Source organism: Spirobacillus cienkowskii, assembly GCF_037081835.1.
In the GTDB taxonomy this organism is placed as follows: domain Bacteria; phylum Bdellovibrionota_B; class Oligoflexia; order Silvanigrellales; family Silvanigrellaceae; genus Silvanigrella; species Silvanigrella cienkowskii.
Genome location: NZ_CP146516.1, coordinates 2,283,822 through 2,305,362 on the forward strand (window position 1 = coordinate 2,283,822; position 21,541 = coordinate 2,305,362).

Below are 21,541 nucleotides of genomic sequence, written 5' to 3' on the forward strand. Positions count from 1 at the left end.
ATTAAGGTGGTTCCGTTAACATGCAATTGCTATGGTCCCCTTAATTGCAATCGGGGTGGCGCTCTTTAATGCAATCGGCCAAGGCAAAACTATGGCAGACGCATGGTCTTTCAAACCTTTAAAATGCAAGGGATCTCATGTGGTAAAAAGAAGGTTGGCTTTATTTATGCTTGATTTTAGATTGTTTTTCAAGGGCTATTGTTGGATGGTCTATGTCCGACAAAATAAATTCAGAGCTTGTTACTTCTGCAATTCAACATGCAATTAGCTTTAGAAAACCTGGCAAAGGCGTTATTTTTCATAGCGATATAGGCAGCCAATAAGCCAGTTTCTCTGTTATTAAATTATTAAAACAGCATGAATTTCATCAAATCATGAGCAATGCTGACAACTGCTATGATAACACTATTTCTGAATTATTTTTTGCCACTTTAAAAACTGAATTGATTCATAAATGCAATTTTTTATCGAGAAAAGAAGTGAGAACCTCGATTTTTGAATTTATTGAGGTGTTTTAGAATCGAATTCGGATCCACTCAAAACTTGACTTTAAGTCGCCTTTTGAATATGAAAAAATTTATCGTTAATTCTGTCTACTATTTTGGATCCACACCATAGTGACGGGTTAGCCTCAGAAAAAATTATCAAGTATATACTCGCCCGCTCCATTCAGCGCTAAGGAAGAATAATCATGATACCCAAAATAATTCACTATTGTTGGTTTGGCGGCAAATCTTTACCTGACCACCTTAATGAGTATATAGGAACATGGAGAAAATTTTGTCCAGACTATGATATTAAACTGTGGAATGAAGAAACGTTTGATGTAAGTAGTCATATTTTTACTAAAACCGCTTATGATAAGAAAATTTATGCATATGTTTCTGATTACGTTAGAGCTTATGCATTAAATTTGTATGGTGGTATATATCTTGATACGGATGTCGAGTTAAAAGCAAATCTAGACTCTTTTCTTGAACATGATGCCTTTACCGGATTTGAGACAGAAGGAGTGCCATTTACAGCAGTCTGGGGAACCAAGACTAACCATTCATTAACAAAGAAAGTATTAAATTTTTATAACGGTTTGGTGTACCATGAGCTCCTAGAGCCAAATACTGTTTCTGTTAGTCGTATTTTAATTTCTGAATTCTGTATTGATGAAAGATTGAATCAAAAACAAATTGGTTTTGATGGTGTTGATTCAGTTCATGTATATCCGGCTGAAACATTTTGTCTAGATTTGGAAAGAAATGTTGCAACGCATCATTTTGAAGGTTCTTGGGTACCAAATAAAAAATATTCATATAAAGAGCATTTACACTCTCAATACTATTTCTCTAACTTTCTCAGGCATAAAACCGCTGATAAAAATTATTATCTTAAAAAAATTGCGTTGACACTAACTTTGTCACAAGTTTTTAAGATTTTTATTTATCATTTTTATTACAGATTCACTCCAAAACATTTTAAATACATTATATCTTATTTCAGAAGGTAAAATGTTATTTATTCCAAATTTTCAATAACCTCTCTTCCCAAAAAAGTAGGCATTCTGGTGTGGATCTAAAATAGTAGACAGAATTAACGATAAATTTTTTCATATTCAAAAGGCGACTTAAAGTCAAGTTTTGAGTGGATCCGAATTCGATTCTAAAACACCTCAATAAATTCAAAAATCGAGGTTCTCACTTCTTTTCTCGATAAAAAATTGCATTTATGAATCAATTCAGTTTTTAAAGTGGCAAAAAATAAGTAAAACGTCATCGCGCCTCGCATATTAAGAGAAGTTTGCATTTAGTATAATAATTACGTAGAGTTTGGGGTTTATGCAGAGATGTTTAAATTAGGCATTTTTTTTATTGGTATAGAGATATTTGACAATAAAATAAGTTTATCATTCTAGGTAATAGAGTTTTTTTATTTATTAAGTTTATTTATTGATTTTGAAAGTGTTAACTGAAGTGTACTTATCCCGTATCAAGGGGCATCGCTTTAAATTCTTTTGGAGTGAAAGCGGGTTTTCCAGCATGGAGAGATGCAACTAATTTTTTAAAATAATGCCTAGGATTAATTTTATTCAGCTTACAAGACTCTACAAGAGTAAAGAAGATAGCGGTAGTTTTGGCGCCTTGCTTGGAATGCGTGCCGTGCCACGTTTTTCGGCCAATCACTGGATTTCTTAATTGGCGCTCTTGATGGTTATTGTCAATAGGTAAAGCAGAATTTGTTAAAAATAATGTTAACCCTGAATAATTTTTTAAAAAATAATTGCTTGCCGTAACAAGCGTACTTTTAGAGGAAAAATTGTCTTTTTGTAATGTGGCTGTTTTTCGCATGTCTTCAAAGATCGCGTTCATGGCCTCTCTTTTTTCTGTTAACGTACCAATTTCATTTTGTCCTTCTTTTTCAAGTTGATAAATTTTTTGGTAACTTTTGATAAAATATTGAGTTTCTTCTGGAAAACTCTCCTCCGCCTCTTTGAATTTACGGCGACTGTGGGCATTGCAATACACACTGTGTATTTGAGGTTGACAGTTTTGTTCTCGAATTTTGTTACTTTCTTTTACCGCCTTTTCGTAGCCAGAAAACACATCGCTAACCAAGTATTGGCATTGAGATTGTGTTAATAACTCCGATGCCACATCTCCTGAACGGGTATTTCTGATTTCAAAGTAACTGCTCTCGTTATTAGAAAATCCCCATAAATACCAGCTCTTTTTTTCATCCCCTTCAAGCATGCTGTGTGGTGTTTCATCAGCATGCAACACGGGAGAAGAAAGAATTTCTTCTTTTATTTTATCAACGGCTGGTTGCACATAGTCTGCTAATTTATGGGTTGTGCCTATTAAGCTATTAGGTGGTAAGTCAACAAATCCTTCGCGCCCTGCTATTGTGCTGTACCGTTCAATGGGTACCAAATCACAGTATTTTGCCATAGCAACATCGATAATCAGTTCGTCACCATATGCAGAGCCTGGAATAATTCGTGCTGCCGATGGCGCTGTTTTGATATCGCCATGACATTGACTACAACGATATTTATGTCTCCGTTGCCGAACGATATAATAATCCTTTGGCACAACTGTTAAGTATTCGCTGTCTTCTGTCATGCCAGAATCTTCCATTGTGTAACCACAGCAGGAACAATTAGGGTTATCTTTAAATTCAATATGTCTTTCAATGATAGCAGCTTCAGGATATCTTTCCGAAGGCAATAAAGAATAATGCCCTCTTTTTTTCTTAGATTTAGAATTAGGTTCTTGATTATATTTCTTTTCTTGCGGACTTTTTTCTGATTTTTTTCTAAACAATTTACTCTTAAATAAAACAAGTTGCCCTTCGATAATAACAATTTTTTCTTCAAGAATTTTGGTATAGTTCTTTAAGTCCACGATCTCATTTTTTAAACTCATATTCTCATTTTTAATATTAATATTTTCTTTAATAAATTTTTCGTGAAGTTGAATCAACTGCTCTTTCGAGTAGTTCACAAGGTCATTTCGCGTAAGTTGTAGAAATTGATTTTCGCTCATGTGCCTGATTATAATAATTTTTTTTACAAGTTCAAGGCCTTGAGTTTACGCGCAACTTTTTTAATTTCGATAGGACTCTCTATAAATCTTTTCTCTAAATTTGCTCCCTCAAAAAAAAGACTAAACTCCGCTTGAGTCAACACAACTTCTTTTTTATACAAAGGGTTTATTCTGGAAAATAAGCCTTCCTCTAACCTTTTTGCAACAATAACCAGCCCTGTGCCATCGTAATAAAGACACTTGCACGATGTGCGACGTTTATTGATAAATAAAAACAAATGACCCGAAAATGGATCTTTTTTTAGCAATTTTTTTGCTTTGTAAAACAAACCATCATACGACTCTCGCATGTCGGTTGGCTCTTTATAAACATAAATTTTTGTTCTGCGATTGAATGATAACATGAAGTATACTTACTGCTGGTTTTATAAACTCTGACCCGACAATAACCTTTCTTTTTTTACTAAGCGGATTTCTTCAAAAAGTCTAATAAATAATCAATTTGCGTAAATCGAATTATTTTACCATCCGACATCACAATTTCTGCAGCGCTACAAGTATTACTTGATACAAAATCACTTGGCACGTTTATTTCTTGGCTCACCTGTATTTGCTTAAAATCTCCGTCTCCAAAGTAACCTTCGCGCTTTAATTTTTTTGCCTTGCCTATTAATGCCGCCATTTGTGTCTGAGTAAATCCTAACGAAGAATAAAATTCTTTACTACTACTCGTCCAATTCTCCCACGCAATCAAAATTTCATATAACAAATCTTCTGGCACATTTTTTAAATAACCCTTACTCGATAAATAAGTGCTCAGCTTTCTTCTTAATGTAACGTTATCCATTTCTCCCTCCTCTTCCTCTATATGGACTCTGTTACTATCGCAACTTTTTTTACTTTTTAAATGCGCGGAAAGATGAGGTTATACAAAAATAATTCAGAAATAGTGTTATCATAGCAGTTGTCAGCATTGCTCATGATTTGATGAAATTCATGCTGTTTTAATAATTTAATAACAGAGAAACTGGCTTATTGGCTGCCTATATCGCTATGAAAAATAACGCCTTTGCCAGGTTTTCTAAAGCTAATTGCATGTTGAATTGCAGAAGTAACAAGCTCTGAATTTATTTTGTCGGACATAGACCATCCAACAATAGCCCTTGAAAAACAATCTAAAATCAAGCATAAATAAAGCCAACCTTCTTTTGTCGGAACATATTTAATATCAGTAGTCCATAAAGAATTGGTTAAGTAAGCTCTGAAATCTTAGGTAATGAGGTTTGGAAAAACTTTTCGTTTGTGTTTGGAATCGGTCGTTTTCACAAATTGAGGCTTTCTTCTGTCCCGCAATTTCATTTGTCTCATAAGCTTTTCAACCTAATTTTTACCGTAAGCGCTTTACGTCACCCATATTGCAGATGGAATAAAAATAAATTATTTATTCCAGTTCCATGGGAGTAGAGGAGTGTAATCAGGCTAAGGTGATTTTTTGAGTAGAGTGATATTTAAGAATAAATCATTGAGATATTCTTCAACGTGGAGATCGTGATCTTTTGCAGTGGCAATCAGAGAGTATAAAATGGCGCTGGCTTGGGCTCCACGTGTGGAATACGAGAACAACCAATTTTTTCTGCCAATGGCAAAGGGTCGGATGGCATTTTCGACTTTGTTATTTGATAAAGCAATAAGTCCATTACCTAGAAAATGCAAAAGGTGCGGCCATTCATTGGAAATATAACCAAAGGCATCACCAAGTTTTGAACGAGGCAAGACCTTATTGACGTTTTCATCAATAAGTTTACGAATATTTTGAATAATAGGAGTTGCTTTTTCAAGGCGCATATTCTGTTTTTCAAGAGCAGATAAAGATTCAATCTCTTTTTCCAAGAGAGATTGAATTTCGGTTAAAAATAATTCGGCTAAGGATTTGCCAGCAGGGGCGCCCTCTTTAAAGGCACTTTCAAACTTTCTGCGAACATGAGCCCAACAGGCAACCCGAGTCACACTCAGTTGGGAGCACACTTGGCTGTAGCCATCGTAGCCGTCCACGTGCAAGAATCCTTTGTAAGACTTTAAGAAATCTAACGCAGAGGCTTGCGAACGATCAGGGTAAAACTGAAACACCGACGCAGGATGTGCGTCTTTTGCAGAAGCCAGAACCCACATGTAACTTTTAGAAGTGGGTTTTTTATTTGTACCAGCAAGAACTTGCACATGGGTTTCATCGCAGTGAATAACGGGTTGGGATAAAATATAACGTTTAATTTCTGCAACAAGGGGAGCCACAGCCTCTGCACATGCCATCATCCAGCGTGCTAAAAGTCACTCTTGGAATTTCAATGTTTTTTTGTTGAAACAGAACTTCTTGTCTGTAAAGCGGCAACGCAGTAGGAAAAGTACTGCGTGAAGAGTTGTCATCAGAAAATAATGTATTTTTTGTTTTGTTATTATTTTTAGAGTTTTTATTCTTGTGGTTATTAAGGGGCAGCGGTTTCATTTCCTAGAGTAAGATTTTGATCATGTTTAAGTAAATTTTCTGCTTCATTAAATAATGTGCCTTCGGGTGACATAAATTCGTATTTAACATATTTTTCCGAACGTTGAGAAAAGGCAATTCTAGAAAGTGTGTTCACAACTTCTTTTAATCGATTAATTTCATTAAAAGCAGCAACAAAATAGCTTTTAAACTCATCAGGCAAATTTTTAGGAAAACCAATTTTTTCCATAAATATCCTTGCAATTAAAGATAAAGTTTATTTACCAAGTAAAAAATATATTGTCAATAAATTTAGGCTTAAAAAATAATATTTTTTTATGAATGTTTATCTTTAAAATTATGTTTTATATGTTAGCTAATTATAGAATAATGCAATTCTTGGTGAGGCTTTAATTTCCAAGGATTAACTCCAGAAAGAATCCAATAAAATTGTTCTTGTGCAACAATAAGTTTAGAACATTGATTATTTTTAGGCCAATGAAATTGATTTTTTTAGAATGCTTTAGACCACATGGCAAAACCTGTTTTATTCCAGTACACAGCTCTTATATTTTTTCGATTTTTATTGGTAAATATAAATAAAGTACCAGAAAATGGTTCTTCTTGCAGTTCGTGTTTAATTAAATTCACAAGGCCATAAATCCCTTTTCTAAAATCCACGGGTTGCAAACACAAATAAATATTTAAAAAATCACGAAAACCCTTCATTGCAATTCCTTAATAAAAGAAGACAACCAGTTAGGAGATATTATACTTGGAACTTTAACAACAATTCCTGCGTTTATTTCAATTTTAATTTCACTATGGTCTAAAATTTTATTATTAATAAAATTATCTTTTGTTTCATATTCATGTTGTACTATGTGATCACAATCTTGCTTTATTGTGACAGAAATAAAATTAAAATTACTTTTTTCTTTATTTAACTTTATCCACTTATACAAAGCATTTTCTGAAATTTTATACTGCTGGCAAAATTTTGTTTTCGATAACCCTGAACTTGGATAATGTTTTAATATCCGCCGAATCTATTCTGGGGTGCGTCGCAAGCTTTTTTTAATCACAACTAAACTCCTTTCGTTTCAAAAAAGAAGTCTTAATTTAATTTCATTCTAATGTTTAGATGGGGAAGTTGAGGCGTTACGTTTATTGTGATGTTATTGGCGCGAAGACGGCGAAATACGAGCTGAAACAACTTTAAGTGCAGCACAAACTAAAGGCAACAAAGCGCGAACTATATGGTTTACTGAAAAAGCACGTGTTGAATTGGCGGCGTATATAGCAACGCATAAAGTAAAAAATCCAACACAGTTGATGTTTTACACGCAACGTTGCGAGGGCGTTACAGCAAACACGTTGACGCACATAGTCAACGGCATTTACAAAAACGCGTGCATTAGTGGCGCAACGTCGCACAGTGGCAGACGCACGGGACTTACGAATTGAGAGAGAGGCGTAGAGGTGAGCACGCTTATAGCAATTGCGGATCACGCAAATATGTCAACAACACAGCGTTACATTGATATGCGCCCAAGCGTTATACGTGCGGCTGTGGAGTTGGTTTAATTTATTTATTTTGGGTCAAATCTTAGCCAAGTCATTAGTTGTCCGCGACCTTCAGAGCAAATAAGCCATCTATCATTATCATGTAATTTATTTAACTCAGGGAAAATCGAAAGGTCACGAGAACCCATGGTTAGTTCTGTTACAACATGAGTTAAGGTTGAATCATTTTTAATTTTCAGAAGTTTTTCTTCGCCATCTTCGAAAAACCAATCATGTAACTCAATGAATATTATTGATCTGTTGAATGCGTTAAAGGTTTCTTTGCCTATCAATTCAAACTCTGCTCCCTCAATATCAATGAACAAGACTGTATTTGAAAGGGTAAATGAAGAAAGTTCGTGATAAAAATTATTTTTTGCTATGCCTCTAATTTCAACTTTATGTAGAACGTTATTGAGTTGGGCATTATCTTTTATTGTCTGCCTTCCTTCTTCACTAATCTCATAGCAAATTGATTTTTCAAATAAGTTATTTACTAACACTCCAATTCCATAGTATCCATCAGCTGCACCTAAATCAATAAAAGTATTAAATTTTTTTGGAATATTTTGTAATGAATCAAGCACCTCTTTTTCATAAAGTCCCAGTAACATGGAGCCTCTGTCTGTTAAGCCCCACCAAGTTTTGGTTGATAGTTTTAGTCCCTTAAAAGGTCCATATCGAACGGTGGATTTGAAAAGCTCGTCCAATTGTTTTGAAATTTCAATTCTTCGTTTTTGAATTGCGTCAAATTTTCTTACTCTAAGCATACATGTAATCCAAAAAATAGCTTGTTTAGTAGCTACCAAGTAGCCATCTTTTTTTGCTAAGCTTAGATATTTGGCGTAGATACTTTTATGTTCATTCGCATTCATAGCTCGTCCAATTTAGTTGTTTGGTGTGGATCTAAAATAGTAGACAGAATTAACGATAAATTTTTTCATATTCAAAAGGCGACTTAAAGTCAAGTTTTGAGTGGATCCGAATTCGATTCTAAAACACCTCAATAAATTCAAAAATCGAGGTTCTCACTTCTTTTCTCGATAAAAAATTGCATTTATGAATCAATTCAGTTTTTAAAGTGGCAAAAAATAATTCAGAAATAGTGTTATCATAGCAGTTGTCAGCATTGCTCATGATTTGATGAAATTCATGCTGTTTTAATAATTTAATAACAGAGGAACTGGCGTATTGGCTGCCTCTATCGCTTTGAAAAATCACACCTTTGCCAGGTTTTCTAAAGCTGATTGCATGTTGAATTGCAAACGTAACAAGATCAGAATTTATTTTGTCGGACATCGACCATCCAACAATAGCCCTCGAAAAACAGTCTAAAACCACGCATAAATAAATCTAACTTTCTTTTGTGGGGACGTTGGTAATATCAGTAGTCCATAAAGAATTGGTTAAGTAATACTATTTCCACTTGCTTTTTCTAAAAATAGATTACAATTAAATTTGAACAAAAATAGTGCACTTAATTTTTATAGAAAAAAAATGCTGAGTTTAAACTAAACCGACTTTTAACAAAAGGAAACGCACATGATCTTAAGCTACACAATTCGATTGAAGAATTAAAGATATTAATGAAAAAATCTTCAAGAAGAGAAATAATTTTTAGAATTCAGATGATAATTATGAGAGCCAAAGGAGAAAAGATACCGAGTTTTTTATCTATTTCTAAAAAAACTATTATTTTATGGTTAAATAAATATTCATTAGAAAGTTTTTCAGGGCTAAATAATATGGTTCAAAAAGGAAGGAAAAAAAATTAACAGATAGTAACGTTATAGAACTAAAAAAACCATTAAAAAATCGAGTATACTTGATAATAATAAAAAATATACAAATGGAAGAATGATTTTAGAATTGATTCAAAAAATATTTTCTAAAAAATTTAGTAATAGTGGATTATCAAATACCATTTTTAGGAAAAATATAATTTTAGACTTTCTACCTCCGTATAGCCCACAACTCAATCCTATAGAGCGGGTATGGCAGTTTTTAAAAAGAAATTATTTATCATTCAAATTATACGAAAAAATAGAAGATATTATCCTTGCAGGAAGCAAAGTTTGTAACAATTTAACTAATGAAATCATAAAATCTATCGGTTTTTTGCAACTCGAAAAATTCAAGGTGATAAAAACTTAGTGGAAGGCGTATCAGATTGTCTACTATTTTAGTACCATTTTAATTTTACCCGAGTACTTTATCGATAATTTATAAATATATTGATGCCAAACTCAGAAAATAGGTAGGGAATAAATATATAAAGCTGCGTGGACATAAAATAATGTGTACAAAATGGATAGAGTCCTTTGCAAAACAACGACTTAAACTGTTTTATCACTGGAATAGAAAAGTATTAACTATTGGGCAATGGGAACGGAGTGAATCGAGAGGTTCATGATCATGGTCTGCGAGGAGGTTGGAGATGAAATTCCTCTGGTCTAATCTCCTTCTGTTTAACTGAATCCAGCGGTATTCAATTCGCATCAAAAGTTTGATCTACTAAAGGCCTTATTGTTCTTGTTTTCGGACGATTTGCTGCCTATCTGTTTAAATACTTGTTCAAATTATAATTGATGTTTTTAACCATTAACTGGCATCTATAATATATTTAGAATTTTTTATATTTAAAAAATTTTTATCAAAATTAAAATTTTTCTTAAAAAAAAATATTTTGTAAAAAATTTAAAATGTAAAAAACTTTACAAAAGAAAAATTCAAATTAAGTTATTCTAAAGAATACTGATGTATGTTAATTGATTCACAAGATTTATCAAGAATTAGCTTAGCATTATTTTTATGTGCAAGTGAAAAAACTGCTGCATATTGAAACATCTGATTTCCTAAACCACCCATCAACTTTACAACAACTATCATACATTACCCTTTAACTTATTTTTTAAAGAAATAAGCTTTATATAAAAATGAAAGAAAATTCTCTTATATAAAAATTTAAAAGAAAAATTAAAACTGATTAATAAAAAAAACAAAGTAATAATTTTTTTAAATTTTATTGCAAATAAAATATCAAGAGTATTTAAGTATTTAATTGAACTAATAACTTCTATGTCGCTTATTTTCCATATATTTTTTGCTTCGTTAACTAATTTATTAATAAGAAATTTACTGTCTTTAAATGTCACTTTTACTTGGGATATTTTCATAAAAAAATCTATCTCATTATTATTTAAATTTATTACATTTTGTAAAAAATTTTTTTGACATTCTTGAGTACTTACTATTAGTTTTTCTCTTAATTTTAGAGATAAATTATTTTTATGAGAACGATACATTAAAAGACAGTCAGGAATTCTTTTAATTCTGTAATATTTTATAATATCAAACCAAAATTGATAGTCTTCTGCGACGACGTTTTTGTAACATAGATGTTTTTCTAGAATTTCTTTTCTTCTAAACATAACACTAGGATGTGCAACTCCATTTTCAAAAATCTGTCTCACTTCTAGAGGAACATTTTCGAGTTCTAAATACATTTTATTTATTATTATTTTTGAATCCTCATCTATAATAATAGCATTAGTTGAACATAAAACATAATCAGGATTATTATTTAAAAAATCCACTTGAATTTCCAACCTTTTTGGTAGCGAAATATCATCCGTATCCATTCTTGCTATATATTCGCCTTTAGCTAGATTAAGCCCTGTGTTTAACGCTCCTGAAATTTTTTTTCCATTGTTTTTTATGATTTTAACTCTATTGTCTTTAAGAGAATAATTTTGCAAAATATCCAGAGACGAATCAGAAGAATCATCATAAATACATATTAATTCAAAATTAATATAAGTTTGGCGTAGCACACTTTCAATCGCAGAAACCAAATATTTCTCAGAGTTATATACAGGCACAATTACAGATACTAATTGTTTTTTTTCCATTTATTTTTTAGTTCCTAAGACAATGAGAATTGATTTACTTTTGAAATAAACTGAGCTAATGAGTGCATTAATATTTGATGAGCGTCTTCAACAATTCCATAATTATTTAAGGGTATATGCAAATTTATTTTAGTAATTTTAGATAATTTTCCGCCAGAAAATCCTGTTAAACTAATTGTTGTTAGTCCGTTATCGTTAGCCCATTCTGCAGCTCTAATTACATTTTCACTATTACCTGAACTAGAAATTAAAATTACAATATCATCTTTATTTGATAACATTTCTAACTGTTGTAAAAAAATTTGATCATAACCAAAATCATTTGCAATAGCTGTTAAAATTGCCGAATTTGAACTTAAAGAGTTTGTTTTTAGCGATTTTTTACTTGTAAATCTTGTACCTTTAGTAAAATCACAGCACAAGTGATCAGCAATTGCTGCCGAACCGCCATTGCCTGCAACCCAAATACGTTTATTATATCGTCTCGCATCTTGTAATAAATCAAAAACTTTATTTAAGTCGCTAGCAGAAACTTTTTCTAATGCATTACTTAATTCTTTTTTATATTCCAATAAATAATCATAAATAGTATCTGCGTTAAACAACTTATTTTTTGAGCTTGGATCAACAAAACTCATTTTTTAAAACTCCTAGTGTACAAAAATTATTTGAGAACCCTGTGATTCGTATTTAAAGTCAATTTCTTTTAAGTTTGGTAGAGCATTTTTAATAGCTTCATGTTTTTCTTTAGGAGCATAAAACATTAAAAAACCGCCAGAACCTGCACCTAAAATTTTTCCTCCGGTTGCGCCATTTTTCATTGCTAGTTCATACCACCTATCAATATCTGAACTACTAATAAATCCAAGTATTTGCTTTTTTAACATCCAGTTTACATGTAATATTTCACCAAAAGAAGTTAAATTATTATTTTCCAATTCACGTTTTAAATCATACGCCATAGTTGACATTTGTTTAAGTAACTCTTTTTTATTTACTTCATTTTGAATTACATTTTGTTGCTTTTCTAACAAAGCAGATGCACTTCTTGAAATTCCTGTATAAAACACTATCACATTTTCAAAAAGATTTTTTATTGTTTCTTTAGAACAAATAATTTTTTCTACAAATACTGAATCATCTTGATTAAACTGTATAAAATTAAGTCCACCAAAAGCTGCTGCATATTGATCTTGTTTGCCAATTGGTTCTTGGCAAATATCAATTTCAACTTTACAAGCATGTTCTGCTAAATACTGAGCAGATACGGCTTTAGATCTAAAAGTATTTAAAGCATGGAGCAAAGCTACCGTAAATGAACTTGAAGAACCTAAACCACTTCCTTTAGATGGAATGTCTGCTATTGAAGTAATTTCCATGCCTCCCTGAAACTCTAGCAGTTTTAAAACTTCTCTTACAATTTTATGTTCAATTTGGTTTATATTTTCTACTTCTTCAGTTTTTGAGTAACTAACACGAATATGATCATCAAATTTTTTATTAACTGTTACATATACGTATTTATTTATAGCAGTAGAGACAACAGCTCCTCCAAATTCTTTATAAAATATTGGAAGGTCTGATCCTCCTCCTACAAAACTCATTCTAAGTGGAGTTCTTGCAATAATCATAATTTAGATGATCTCCTAAAGTTATTATTTTGTCCGCTACATTTTTATACTTTTCAATAATTACATACTCATCTATAATTCTTTGAGAATAAATATCTAAAAACTGTTTTTCAGTTCTACCTCTAAGCAAGTATTCTTTTTTTATTCTCTCCTTTCTAGATTCTTCAGGAGTATCAATATAAATTTTAAATTCAGAATTTTTAAAATCATCTTTTAACATTAAAGCAATTATACCTTCAAAAATTACAATATCATTTTTCTTAACTTCAATTTTTTGTGTCATATCTTTTACAATTGAAGAGTGGGATCTATTATATATTGGTGCTTCAATAACAATATCCGAAGAACGATTAACAATTTTATCAATTATATTTTTAATTTCTTCAAAATTATATCTTCCATATAATCCTTCAGATAAATTTCTGTCCTGTTCGCTAATTAACCAATTATCAAGATTAATTATACTAGATTCTTTATTATTTTCTAATAATAAATTTTTAATCAGAGAAGCAATAGTTGATTTTCCTGAGCGAGATTGACCACCAATTAATATCACACATGATTGATTAAAATCTTGAATAATTGGCAATAATCTTTCATTAATAATTTCATAATCATTAACAATAAAATTTACAGCTTCGTCTAAACTATAAAACTCAAAATCAGCTTTAGCTGGAAAACGGTAATCTTCGCCCTTTTCTCCTGTACGCACTAAGACTGACTTTATTTTCATTCTTTTAGCACATTCAATATCAACTGTTGTGTCTCCAATAAACCAAGATTTATTTTTTTCAATATTAAGGTCTTTTACAGCTTTTTCTAACATTCCTGTTTCTGGTTTTCGACAATTACATCTTATCTTGTACTCAGCAATCTCGCCTTTAAAGCCTTTATCAGGATGATGCGGACAAAAATAAATTCTATCTAAATAAGCACCTTCTTTGCCCAGTAAAGTTTCAAGCTTCCAATGTATTTTTTTTAATTCTTCTTCAGAACACATTCCCTTTGCGATAACGGGCTGATTCGTTGCAAGAATAGCTAAATACTTTGATTTATTAATTTTCTTGATCGCACTAGGCACATTAGGAATTAACGTTAATTGATCTTGATTTATAATATGACCTTTATGTTCGTTTAATGTACCATCTCTATCTAAAAAAATAGCAGAATTCTTTAAACTAAAAGATTTATTTAAATGCAAACAATATTTAATATCTTCTTCAACCTGTTTGTATCTCTCTGGAGTGCCCATGTCTTTTATATATTCTGGACTGTTATATGCAAATAATTTTATATTGTTGAATAAAAATTTTGGAAATAAATCTTTACAAATATCTGATTTATAAATGGGTTGAATAAATTTTTCTAAAGAATGCTTTTTCACAATATATAAAGCTGCGTTAACAAGATTTGGCAAAACCATTTTTTCTGAACGAGGATAAGAGTGAATATTAGTAACTTTGTTATCATCATCAACTTCTAGAATATCAGAATCATGAGGGTGAGAATTAGGATGCACAAAAATTGAAACATCAGCATTTTTTTCTATATGAAAATCAATGAAATATTTTAAATTTACAGATAAAAAAACATCCGAGTAAAGTACAAGAAACGTATGATCAAGTAACTCATAAGCAGAAAGTAGAGACCCTGCTGTACCAAGAGGCTCTGCTTCTGTTTTGTAAATAACAGATACTGCCATATGTGCGCCATCTTTAATATTACTCTCAATTTTTTCTGCTAAAAAACCTGTTAAAACAATTATTTCTGTGATACCATATTTTTTTAACAATTCTATTTGATAATGGATCAATGGTTTGCCGTTAATTAGCATTAAAGCTTTTGGTAAACCATCAGCAATTTTCCAAATCCGACTTCCTTTTCCTCCAGCTAAAATTACAGCTTGCTTCATATTTTATCCTATTTCACAAATAATTTCTTTAATTGCTTTTTCAACAGCTTGATTAGAAGTCAAACAAGGAAACCATCCTAAATCATTTATTTTCTTTGTAGAAAAACTAAATTTTGGCACATCTCCTACCCAACCTTTTTTTTCTTGACCATATATTATTTTTGCATCAGAATTTAGACATTTCAATAATAAATTTGCAATTTCTTTAACCTTTGTTGAAGAATCTGAAACACCTAAATTAAAATAATTTAAATTATTTAAAGCCTTTGAACGTGCAAAAAGCATTGCGTTAATAAGCTCTGATACATGCAAGTATTGTTTACACTGAAAGCCGTCACCCAATACATTTAATACACTTGGGTTTAATTTCAATTTATTTAAAAAATCATAAATTATACCATGCGTAGCTCTGGATCCTACAACATTTGGAAACCTAAAAATCCATGATTTTTCTAAAAAACTTTCTACCGCAGCTGAAATAATTGCTTCAGATGCAAGTTTCATAGCTCCGTAGTTTGAAATTGGAAAAAGCGGGCCGATATCTTCAGAAATTAACAAATCTCCTTTATCTCCATAAATGGCAGAACTTGAAGCAAATATAAAGTTTTTAATATTTTTTTTATTACAAATTTTTAAAATATTATGAGTTGTTAGAAAAGTATTTCTTAAATCTATTTCAGGATTTGTAACACCGCTTGAAATATCTGAATTAGCAGCTAAATGCCATACTTCTAAAATTTCTTTACTATCTAAACATTTTAAAAATTCATCACACTCAGTTATTAAATCTAATTTAAAAAATTCGAAGTTTTCCTTAGCCAACAAATGAGAAATATTCTTTTTGCTACCTAAAGAATAATTATCGATACCAATAACTTTAGTTCCTAATTCTAACAATCTTTCTGCAAGATGACTTCCAATAAACCCCGCAACCCCTGTAATTATTACATATTTATCTTTATAAATATTATTTAACATTAATTCTGAACCCCTACTTAGTAAATCATCTTTCTGAGTTTAAAAAAAATTTATTATTGTTTCATTTTCCTATTAAACTTTTATTCTTATCGATAAACGTTTATGTTGTGTAAAATCTTTCAGCTTGATTATATTTATGACATGCTATAATTGCAAAGAATGCTCGAATTTGCAGCTTTTAAAGATTATAAAATGATAAAGCATAACCCTAGTATAATCAAATTTCTATAGGAGAGACACCACCATGAGTCATCCCAAAGTTTAACCTCCTCGCTAGACTACTTCTAAAAAAAGATTACATAGCACATGGAATAAAGCTTAGAACAAGTAACTTTAATACACAAAGTGTAGATCATATTTTTACTGATAAACACAAGCATAATGCAAAGTTTTTTTACATTATGCCGATCTGACTGATAGCAGCAACTTAATTCTCATTATTCAAGATGTTCAACCCTATGAAATTTATAACTTGGCTGAGCAAAGTTATAAAATAGTACCAAATTAGGACAATCTGGTCTAGGTTCTGAAATGAGGAATAAAAAAAGAATGTTTTTTCCGACGAATTCAAAAGAAACGCGGTCAAACCAGTAAAGTCCGTAAAATCCTCAGGTTCGTGATCAAGGACAAAACAATTTCTTTTACGGGATCATGAAACTGGCTGGCAAAATTCATAATATTGAAGCAACAGAAAAAGGGGGGGGGCTATGACCAATGGAATTTAAATCATACGAAAAGTCTCGAGTACTTTTGTTAGCTCAGTATGGCTCTGTCGGCGGAACGCGAACATATACGATGAAATTAATTAATTTTTATGTAATAAATGGTTTTGATTTAACTGTCGTTGGTTATGGATCACGCAATGATCCTGATATGGCTCATTATTGCAAGCAACGCAATATCCCGTTATTTCATTATGATGATGTACTTAATTTTTCAGGAAAATTCAAAAGGCAGCCTTTTAGAGTATTTCAGGAAAGAAAAATGCTTAAACAGTTTGTATGCTCGTTGCAACCTAAAATTATAGTCGCTTCAGTTGGTGATCCTGGTCTTTTCTTGGGTCATATGAACTTGATAGACAATAGCATTTATATTTTGCATACCTCTCCTGAGTACGGTTCAGGTTACTCTGTATGGAGGAGATGTATAACCCGCAAACTAATACGCTTAATATTAGTTCCCAGAAAGTGCTGTTTCGTAACAGTATCTCAGTACGCAAGTAGAAAAATGCTTGATAATTGGGGTTTAAGTGGATCAAGACAAGCTCGAGTAATTTATAATTGCTCAGAGGAAATCGTTGCTCTTTCTAGTACGTTAAATAAATCAGTCAAAGTTCTAACCGTTGGGCACGTAGTTGATTACAAAAATCCGCTATTTTGGATTGAGATTGCTAGGCATGTTCTCACACAAATACCAGATATCAAATTCACTTGGATTGGCCCAGGCTCACTACTTGATGCCTGCAGAGAGCATGTTAAAGACCTCCGCCTTGAAAAAAATATAGAATTTATTGGAGCTCTCAAAGATTTAAATAGCTTTTATGCCGAATCCGATATCTATTTACAGCCTAGTAAAATTGAAAGCTTAGGCATCTCTGTTCTTGATGCCATGCGTCATGGCATACCTAGCGTTGTATCCAATAGGGGAGGTTTGCCCGAGGTTGTGCAAGACTCAATCTCAGGTTTTGTTTTAGACTTGGACGAAGGCGCAGAAAAATTTGCACAACGCATCGTCAATCTCGCCAAAGATCAAGAGAGTCGAATGAGAATGGGCCTAGCTGCACAAAACACCTATTCAGAAAAGTTTTCTCCTACACGTTGGGAGATAGAAATGTTAACCATGCACGCCGAAATTCTTCGCTAGCTTATTTATAACCCTAGATATCTATTTTAGAGTAGAATTTTTTTGAAGACGTATAATATAAAAACATTATGATTTATCAATTGATTCAACAATTTTATTAAAAGATTTTGTATATGCTTCTGTTCCAAATAATTTAGAAACTTCAAGTGACTTTTCATGAAAGCTATAAAGTTTTTTATTTAAGTCTAGTGATTCAATTTCTAGCATTAATTTTGCAAGCTTAGTTGAATTATTATTTGTCATTAAAAATCCATTTTTTCCTTCAATTAAAAGATCTTCATATGCACCTACTGTTTTAGTTAAAATAATAGGAAGTCCACAACACGTTGCCTCATGTACCACAGTTGCCCAATGATCATCTCGAGAAGGAAAAATAAAACATTTTGAATTATTCATTTCACTAGATAATTCATTTGGTTGTAGAAATTCAGAATATTCTATTTCATACGGAAGATTTCCAAACTTGCTATTCCAACCCACACCACCGATAATTTTTAATCCCCAACTCCCTTTACTAGACTTATATTCTTTAAATGCTTTTAATAGTATATCTATACCTTTTCTATGTATTAGTTGGCCTACAAAAATAAATTGATTTTTTCTTTTGTTAAAATTTACTTTACTAAAGAAAATAGTTTCATCGCAACCATATAGACCTTTAAAAATATTATTATTAGCAACACCTAAAAATCTCATTAAATTAAATGCTGAATTACCTGGTACAAAAACAAAATCAAAAACTTTTTTAAAAAATATTCTATAATAAAAAAAACCTATTATTTGCCTAATATTAAATTTAAATCTATTATCAACAGAAACACATACTTTAGTACCATTTTTTTTCATTAACTTATCAAATTTTACCCATCCCTTCCAACACCAACCAGTATGTATAATTAAATCTATATCAGTGAACTCATCTTTTTTACGCCAAATATCATTCGGATGTTCTAACCAAATAATTTTTTTTCCTATTCTTTCTTCAAAGCTCTCAAATGGCACATTAGGCTTAGTTGCGATAAATACTAAATTATCTCCATATATGCTGACTACTTTTTTTGTAATTAACGCGCATGAAGGCAAACCTTCCCAAAACAACAAAATTTTTTTTTCCTTAACCATAGTGATTGCCTATATTATAATATTTCCAACCAAGATCTTTTAAATTAAAATGAGCAAATATATTTCTTCCATCAAATATTGTTTTTTCCTTTAATAATTTTTCAATCTTATCAAAATCTGGATTTTTATATATTTCCCAATCCGTAGCAATTATTAAAGCATCAGCATTTTCAAGAGTTTGGTACATATCTTCGCATGCTGAAACTTGTTGAACGTTTGAAAGACAATGATCTACAAATTTTAAAGCTTTAGGGTCATTCACATTAACATATGCACCTGCATTAGTTAACATATTTATTAAATATGCTGCTGGAGATTCTCTAACATCATCAGTATTTGCTTTAAATGCCAATCCCCATAAACACAAAACTTTATTCTTAATATCATTATTAAAGTGAGTTAATATTTTATTAAAAAATAGTTTTCTTTGATTTTGATTTACCTTTTCAACTGCGGTTAAAATCTTAGATGTTAACTTATTTTCTTTCATGGAACTTATTAATGCTTTAATATCTTTTGGAAAACAGCTACCTCCATAACCAAGACCACATTGTAAAAACTCTGTACCAATTCTTTTATCTAAACCCATACCATTTTTAACATGATCTATATTTGCACCTAAAACTTCACAAAAAGAAGCTAGCTCATTCATAAAGCTGATTCTTAATGCAAGCATTGAATTTGATGCATATTTAGTTAATTCCGCAGACTTTAAATCCATAAATAGAATTGGATGATCATTTAATATTAATTTTTCATACAATTGTAAAATTAATTCCTTTGATTTATTATTTTCTAAACCAATCACAATTCTATCTGGATACATAAAATCATTGATTGCAAATCCTTCTCTTAAAAACTCTGGATTAAAAACAATATCAATTGTTACATTATTAATATTTCTTTTCTCTAATTCTTTTTCAATTTTATTTTTAATAAGTAAATTAGTTCCTACAGGTACCGTTGATTTGATAATTACAACTTTATCATTTTCTATGTTTTGTCCAATAAGCTCTGCTACTGCTACAACATGTTTTAAATCAGAAGAACCATCTTCATTTGAAGGAGTTCCAACAGCAATGAGTATTACAGGATTATTTTTAATTGAAGCAATTAAATCATTAGAAAAATCTAATCTTTCCAACATCATATTATTTTTTATTAAATCACTCAAACCTGGTTCATATATTGGAATTTCATATTTTTTTAATAATTTAATTTTAACTACATCTTTGTCAATACAAATAACTTTATGCCCTAGTTCAGCAAAACACGCGGCGCTTACCAAGCCTACATAACCAGCACCAATTACACATAAATCCATTAGTTAAACCTTTCCTTAAAATCTAATATCATGCTTGAAATCCCATCTTCAAGAGTAACCTCAGGAGACCAATTTAAAAGCATTTTTGCTTTTGAAATATCGGGCATGCGTTGCTTTGGGTCGTCTGCTGGTAAAGGGTTAAAAACAATTTTAAGATTAGAACCAATTAACTTAATTACTAATTTAGCAATATCTATAACTTTTAATTCAAGCTGACCTCCCAAATTTATAGGAAAGTTTATATTTGAATTCATAAGCTTAATTAAACCATTAATAAGATCTGTACAATAACAAAGAGAACGAGTTTGTTCTCCATCACCATAAACAGTAAGATCTTGTTTTTTTAAGCCTTGAATAATAAAATTAGTCAATAATCTACCATCTTGGGAAAACATTCTTGGTCCATAAGTGTTAAATATTCTAGCAATTTTAACATCAACCTTCATTTGTAAATAAATAAAACCCAATGTTTCCATTGCTCTTTTGCCTTCGTCATAGCACGCTCTTATTCCGTAAGTATTAACATTTCCTTTATAGTCTTCTGATTGAGGATGAACTAGGGGGTCTCCATAAACTTCACTCGTTGAAGCAAGCAAAATTTTTGCATTATATAATTTAGCAAGTTCAAGCATATTTTTTGAACCGAGATAACAGATATCTAAAGTATTAAGTGGATTTTTTTGATAAATTGGCGGAGATGCTGGGCATGCTAAGTGAAAAATTTGATCAACATTAGTTTCACCCAAGAAACTAAGAATTTCATTAAAATTTAACACATCAATTTCTTTAAATATAAATTTTTTTGGAAACTTTCTTTGTAATAGTAATATATTTTCTTTTTGACCACTCAAAAAATTATCTATACTATAAACTGTGTTATTGTTCATTAATAATTCATGTGCAACATGATATCCTATAAAGCCTGCGCCGCCTGTAATTAAAATGTTCATTGTAAAATTTCCATATTTAAAAAATTAATTCAAAAATAATATCTTAGAAAGTTATTGCAAAATCTATAATAATAGATCCGATTTGTTAAATAATTTTTGCAAAAACGATCTTAAGAAAGGAGCTAGCAGTAAAATGACTGATCCAACTCATCACTGTATACTTTACTATCTGCAACTTCTTTTCTCAAATATATTTACATCTTTTTCAAAAATAAGCCCTAACTAAAAATTCTTGTTCATAAACCATAAATATTACATAAACAACTGAT

At 31.0% G+C, this 21,541-nt stretch carries 22 protein-coding genes and 5 pseudogenes; 7 read left to right on the top strand and 20 right to left on the bottom strand.

Going from position 1 to position 21,541, the window contains the following annotated elements:
• Positions 1-161 precede the first annotated feature (161 nt).
• From Spiro2_RS10140 to Spiro2_RS10145, 3 genes and pseudogenes are all read left to right on the top strand, one after another.
• Positions 162-323, top strand: a pseudogene (locus tag Spiro2_RS10140) (DDE-type integrase/transposase/recombinase); the annotation flags it as partial.
• 51 nt (positions 324-374) lie between these two features.
• Positions 375-518: an IS3 family transposase gene (locus tag Spiro2_RS12775; protein WP_422397997.1), complete on the top strand. Its 144-nt coding sequence runs from the start codon at positions 375-377 to the stop codon at positions 516-518.
• A gap of 173 nt (positions 519-691) precedes the next feature.
• Entirely contained in the window at positions 692-1,501 is an 810-nt protein-coding gene (locus tag Spiro2_RS10145; RefSeq protein WP_338635665.1) for a glycosyltransferase family 32 protein, read from the top strand.
• A gap of 155 nt (positions 1,502-1,656) precedes the next feature.
• Here Spiro2_RS10145 and Spiro2_RS10150 read toward each other — a convergent pair.
• The 11 genes and pseudogenes from Spiro2_RS10150 to Spiro2_RS10200 form a co-directional block, all read right to left on the bottom strand.
• Positions 1,657-1,752 (bottom strand): annotated as a pseudogene (locus tag Spiro2_RS10150) (IS3 family transposase); the annotation flags it as partial.
• 218 nt (positions 1,753-1,970) lie between these two features.
• Entirely contained in the window at positions 1,971-3,494 is a 1,524-nt protein-coding gene (gene tnpC / locus Spiro2_RS10155; RefSeq protein WP_338635666.1) for an IS66 family transposase, read from the bottom strand.
• Positions 3,495-3,559: 65 nt separating this feature from the next.
• Entirely contained in the window at positions 3,560-3,940 is a 381-nt protein-coding gene (tnpB, locus tag Spiro2_RS10160) for an IS66 family insertion sequence element accessory protein TnpB (RefSeq protein WP_338635667.1), read from the bottom strand.
• A 59-nt stretch (positions 3,941-3,999) separates the two neighbouring features.
• A complete protein-coding gene (locus Spiro2_RS10165) occupies positions 4,000-4,383 on the bottom strand; it encodes a hypothetical protein (RefSeq protein WP_338635668.1) in 384 nt (127 codons plus the stop codon).
• Positions 4,384-4,568: 185 nt separating this feature from the next.
• Positions 4,569-4,772: pseudogene (locus Spiro2_RS10170) on the bottom strand (transposase); the annotation flags it as partial.
• 243 nt (positions 4,773-5,015) lie between these two features.
• Positions 5,016-5,846: an IS66 family transposase gene (gene tnpC / locus Spiro2_RS10175; protein ID WP_338635669.1), complete on the bottom strand. Its 831-nt coding sequence runs from the start codon at positions 5,844-5,846 to the stop codon at positions 5,016-5,018.
• Between the two features lie 170 nt (positions 5,847-6,016).
• Positions 6,017-6,265 carry a hypothetical protein gene (locus Spiro2_RS10180; protein WP_338635670.1) on the bottom strand — a complete coding sequence of 83 codons (249 nt, stop codon included), beginning with the start codon at positions 6,263-6,265 and terminating at the stop codon, positions 6,017-6,019.
• Positions 6,266-6,528: 263 nt separating this feature from the next.
• Positions 6,529-6,744, bottom strand: a complete 216-nt coding sequence (gene tnpB, locus Spiro2_RS10185; protein WP_338635671.1) for an IS66 family insertion sequence element accessory protein TnpB — start codon at positions 6,742-6,744, stop codon at positions 6,529-6,531.
• Complete coding sequence (gene tnpA, locus Spiro2_RS10190; protein ID WP_422398038.1) at positions 6,741-7,064, bottom strand: IS66 family insertion sequence element accessory protein TnpA; 324 nt, start codon at positions 7,062-7,064, stop codon at positions 6,741-6,743. Before tnpA ends, tnpB (Spiro2_RS10185) begins: the two co-directional genes overlap by 4 nt.
• 543 nt (positions 7,065-7,607) lie before the next feature.
• Positions 7,608-8,456 carry an FkbM family methyltransferase gene (locus Spiro2_RS10195; protein WP_338635673.1) on the bottom strand — a complete coding sequence of 283 codons (849 nt, stop codon included), beginning with the start codon at positions 8,454-8,456 and terminating at the stop codon, positions 7,608-7,610.
• Between the two features lie 118 nt (positions 8,457-8,574).
• On the bottom strand, positions 8,575-8,922 hold the full coding sequence (locus Spiro2_RS10200; RefSeq protein WP_338635674.1) for a DDE-type integrase/transposase/recombinase: 348 nt from the start codon (positions 8,920-8,922) through the stop codon (positions 8,575-8,577).
• A 245-nt stretch (positions 8,923-9,167) separates the two neighbouring features.
• On the opposite strand from Spiro2_RS10200, the gene Spiro2_RS10205 reads away from it, so the two are divergent.
• Positions 9,168-9,356: a hypothetical protein gene (locus Spiro2_RS10205; RefSeq protein ID WP_338635675.1), complete on the top strand. Its 189-nt coding sequence runs from the start codon at positions 9,168-9,170 to the stop codon at positions 9,354-9,356.
• Positions 9,357-9,438: 82 nt separating this feature from the next.
• A pseudogene (locus tag Spiro2_RS12780) lies at positions 9,439-9,607 on the top strand (transposase); the annotation flags it as partial.
• A gap of 713 nt (positions 9,608-10,320) precedes the next feature.
• On the opposite strand, the gene Spiro2_RS10215 reads toward Spiro2_RS12780, so the two are convergent.
• The 6 genes from Spiro2_RS10215 to Spiro2_RS10240 are packed head-to-tail and all read right to left on the bottom strand — an operon-like array spanning position 10,321 to position 16,013.
• Positions 10,321-10,470, bottom strand: a complete 150-nt coding sequence (locus Spiro2_RS10215) for a hypothetical protein (RefSeq protein WP_338635677.1) — start codon at positions 10,468-10,470, stop codon at positions 10,321-10,323.
• Positions 10,467-11,492, bottom strand: a complete 1,026-nt coding sequence (locus Spiro2_RS10220) for a glycosyltransferase family 2 protein (RefSeq protein WP_338635678.1) — start codon at positions 11,490-11,492, stop codon at positions 10,467-10,469. Before Spiro2_RS10220 ends, Spiro2_RS10215 begins: the two co-directional genes overlap by 4 nt.
• A gap of 14 nt (positions 11,493-11,506) precedes the next feature.
• Positions 11,507-12,130, bottom strand: a complete 624-nt coding sequence (locus tag Spiro2_RS10225) for an SIS domain-containing protein (RefSeq protein ID WP_338635679.1) — start codon at positions 12,128-12,130, stop codon at positions 11,507-11,509.
• 12 nt (positions 12,131-12,142) lie between these two features.
• Positions 12,143-13,123 carry a hypothetical protein gene (locus Spiro2_RS10230; RefSeq protein ID WP_338635681.1) on the bottom strand — a complete coding sequence of 327 codons (981 nt, stop codon included), beginning with the start codon at positions 13,121-13,123 and terminating at the stop codon, positions 12,143-12,145.
• Entirely contained in the window at positions 13,098-15,035 is a 1,938-nt protein-coding gene (locus Spiro2_RS10235; RefSeq protein ID WP_338635682.1) for an HAD-IIIA family hydrolase, read from the bottom strand. Before Spiro2_RS10235 ends, Spiro2_RS10230 begins: the two co-directional genes overlap by 26 nt.
• 3 nt (positions 15,036-15,038) lie before the next feature.
• Entirely contained in the window at positions 15,039-16,013 is a 975-nt protein-coding gene (locus tag Spiro2_RS10240) for an NAD-dependent epimerase/dehydratase family protein (protein ID WP_338635683.1), read from the bottom strand.
• Positions 16,014-16,264: 251 nt separating this feature from the next.
• Here Spiro2_RS10240 and Spiro2_RS12785 point away from each other — a divergent pair.
• Both Spiro2_RS12785 and Spiro2_RS10245 read left to right on the top strand, forming a co-directional pair.
• Positions 16,265-16,512, top strand: a pseudogene (locus tag Spiro2_RS12785) (GDP-mannose 4,6-dehydratase); the annotation flags it as partial.
• Positions 16,513-16,727: 215 nt separating this feature from the next.
• Complete coding sequence (locus Spiro2_RS10245) at positions 16,728-17,876, top strand: glycosyltransferase family 4 protein (RefSeq protein WP_338635684.1); 1,149 nt, start codon at positions 16,728-16,730, stop codon at positions 17,874-17,876.
• A gap of 66 nt (positions 17,877-17,942) precedes the next feature.
• Here the strand turns inward: Spiro2_RS10245 and Spiro2_RS10250 are convergent, their stop codons facing one another.
• From Spiro2_RS10250 to Spiro2_RS10260, 3 genes are read right to left on the bottom strand one after another with little or no spacing between them, the layout of a single operon-like run.
• Entirely contained in the window at positions 17,943-18,998 is a 1,056-nt protein-coding gene (locus tag Spiro2_RS10250) for a glycosyltransferase (RefSeq protein ID WP_338635685.1), read from the bottom strand.
• A complete protein-coding gene (locus tag Spiro2_RS10255; RefSeq protein WP_338635686.1) occupies positions 18,991-20,322 on the bottom strand; it encodes a UDP-glucose/GDP-mannose dehydrogenase family protein in 1,332 nt (443 codons plus the stop codon). The genes Spiro2_RS10250 and Spiro2_RS10255 overlap by 8 nt, the downstream gene beginning before the upstream one ends.
• The gene (locus Spiro2_RS10260) at positions 20,322-21,272 is read right to left on the bottom strand and encodes a GDP-mannose 4,6-dehydratase (RefSeq protein ID WP_338635687.1); all 951 of its coding nucleotides are present in this window, start codon (positions 21,270-21,272) and stop codon (positions 20,322-20,324) included. The genes Spiro2_RS10255 and Spiro2_RS10260 overlap by 1 nt, the downstream gene beginning before the upstream one ends.
• Positions 21,273-21,541 lie beyond the last annotated feature (269 nt).

Bases quoted from the DNA above. Each gene is read 5' to 3' on its own strand.
- Spiro2_RS10250 (WP_338635685.1), bottom strand. From the start codon at position 18,998: ATGGTTAAGGAAAAAAAAATTTTGTTGTTTTGGGAAGGTTTGCCTTCA.
- tnpC (WP_338635669.1), bottom strand. From the start codon at position 5,846: ATGATGGCATGTGCAGAGGCTGTGGCTCCCCTTGTTGCAGAAATTAAA.
- Spiro2_RS10230 (WP_338635681.1), bottom strand. From the start codon at position 13,123: ATGATTATTGCAAGAACTCCACTTAGAATGAGTTTTGTAGGAGGAGGA.
- Spiro2_RS10260 (WP_338635687.1), bottom strand. From the start codon at position 21,272: ATGAACATTTTAATTACAGGCGGCGCAGGCTTTATAGGATATCATGTT.
- Spiro2_RS12775 (WP_422397997.1), top strand. From the start codon at position 375: ATGAGCAATGCTGACAACTGCTATGATAACACTATTTCTGAATTATTT.
- Spiro2_RS10180 (WP_338635670.1), bottom strand. From the start codon at position 6,265: ATGGAAAAAATTGGTTTTCCTAAAAATTTGCCTGATGAGTTTAAAAGC.
- Spiro2_RS10220 (WP_338635678.1), bottom strand. From the start codon at position 11,492: ATGGAAAAAAAACAATTAGTATCTGTAATTGTGCCTGTATATAACTCT.
- Spiro2_RS10255 (WP_338635686.1), bottom strand. From the start codon at position 20,322: ATGGATTTATGTGTAATTGGTGCTGGTTATGTAGGCTTGGTAAGCGCC.
- tnpB (WP_338635671.1), bottom strand. From the start codon at position 6,744: ATGAAGGGTTTTCGTGATTTTTTAAATATTTATTTGTGTTTGCAACCC.
- tnpB (WP_338635667.1), bottom strand. From the start codon at position 3,940: ATGTTATCATTCAATCGCAGAACAAAAATTTATGTTTATAAAGAGCCA.
- Spiro2_RS10240 (WP_338635683.1), bottom strand. From the start codon at position 16,013: ATGTTAAATAATATTTATAAAGATAAATATGTAATAATTACAGGGGTT.
- Spiro2_RS10245 (WP_338635684.1), top strand. From the start codon at position 16,728: ATGGAATTTAAATCATACGAAAAGTCTCGAGTACTTTTGTTAGCTCAG.
- Spiro2_RS10225 (WP_338635679.1), bottom strand. From the start codon at position 12,130: ATGAGTTTTGTTGATCCAAGCTCAAAAAATAAGTTGTTTAACGCAGAT.
- Spiro2_RS10145 (WP_338635665.1), top strand. From the start codon at position 692: ATGATACCCAAAATAATTCACTATTGTTGGTTTGGCGGCAAATCTTTA.
- Spiro2_RS10215 (WP_338635677.1), bottom strand. From the start codon at position 10,470: ATGATAGTTGTTGTAAAGTTGATGGGTGGTTTAGGAAATCAGATGTTT.
- Spiro2_RS10165 (WP_338635668.1), bottom strand. From the start codon at position 4,383: ATGGATAACGTTACATTAAGAAGAAAGCTGAGCACTTATTTATCGAGT.
- Spiro2_RS10235 (WP_338635682.1), bottom strand. From the start codon at position 15,035: ATGAAGCAAGCTGTAATTTTAGCTGGAGGAAAAGGAAGTCGGATTTGG.
- Spiro2_RS10205 (WP_338635675.1), top strand. From the start codon at position 9,168: ATGAAAAAATCTTCAAGAAGAGAAATAATTTTTAGAATTCAGATGATA.
- Spiro2_RS10195 (WP_338635673.1), bottom strand. From the start codon at position 8,456: ATGAATGCGAATGAACATAAAAGTATCTACGCCAAATATCTAAGCTTA.